The sequence below is a fragment of the Aerococcus sp. L_32 genome, from assembly GCF_050689315.1.
This window is the reverse complement of sequence record NZ_JBOEQF010000805.1, coordinates 1-832: the sequence shown is the minus strand read 5'-3', so window position 1 is coordinate 832 and position 832 is coordinate 1. Positions and strand designations below refer to the sequence as shown.

Annotated in this window: 1 protein-coding gene; it reads right to left on the bottom strand. The window is 38.1% G+C overall.

Annotation, left to right across the window (positions count from 1 at the left end; all coding sequences use genetic code 11):
- A partial coding sequence (locus ACRCJ0_RS16605; RefSeq protein WP_431391261.1) for a dicarboxylate/amino acid:cation symporter occupies positions 1-822 on the bottom strand: 822 nt, incomplete at its 3' end.
- Positions 823-832 lie beyond the last annotated feature (10 nt).

The window sequence follows — 832 nt, the reverse complement described above, 5'->3', positions numbered from 1 at the left end:
AGCAAGAAGCACGACAATTGCCCCTGACGGCACTGTAGCGATTGTTTTGGTGATAAAAGTAAGGAAAACTACTAAAACGACAAAATCAGAAATCGTTAATGAAGCATCATATATATTAATTATAAAGGAAATGGCTAAAGATACATAGATAGCTGCACCACCTAGATTTAGTGTGTAGCCTAGGCACGTTACACCTGATGAGATCACTTTTGGTACTTTATTTTCTTCTAAACGGTCGATAAGTGATGGTAATACAACGCTTGAACCGCCTGTAATAAAGGCAATAAAGCTCAAGTCAGAGATGGATTTAAATAATGAAATGTAGGATACCCCGAAACTGTAAGCAATGATGGGATAAATTACTAAGGCGGCTGTTAGGTATGCGATGTATAGCCAGAATAGGAAACTAAATACAGAAGAAATACCTGAAATTCCATAAATTGCAACGTCATAGGCTAGGAATCCGAAAACCCCGATTGGTGCAAATTGTATGGCATAGTCAACCATTTTAAAGATGGCCGTTTTCCAAGATTTAAAGAAAGAGATAACTGGCTTTGCTTCATCACCAATTGCGATTAGACCTATACCAAGGAAAATAGCAAAGAAAATGATTGGCAATAAGCTACCATCAGCTAAAGTTTGAAAGATATTGCTTGGAATAATACTCAAGACGAAATCTTGTAAGTTAATCCCAGTCGCAATCCCATCAAGTGATTCGGTAGAGATTTCACCAAGTGCCACATCACCGCCAACATTCACTAGCTTACCAAATACCAAGGTCAAGCCAATCAAAAAGGTGGTTACGAGGAAAAAGTAGCCAATTGCCTTAAAG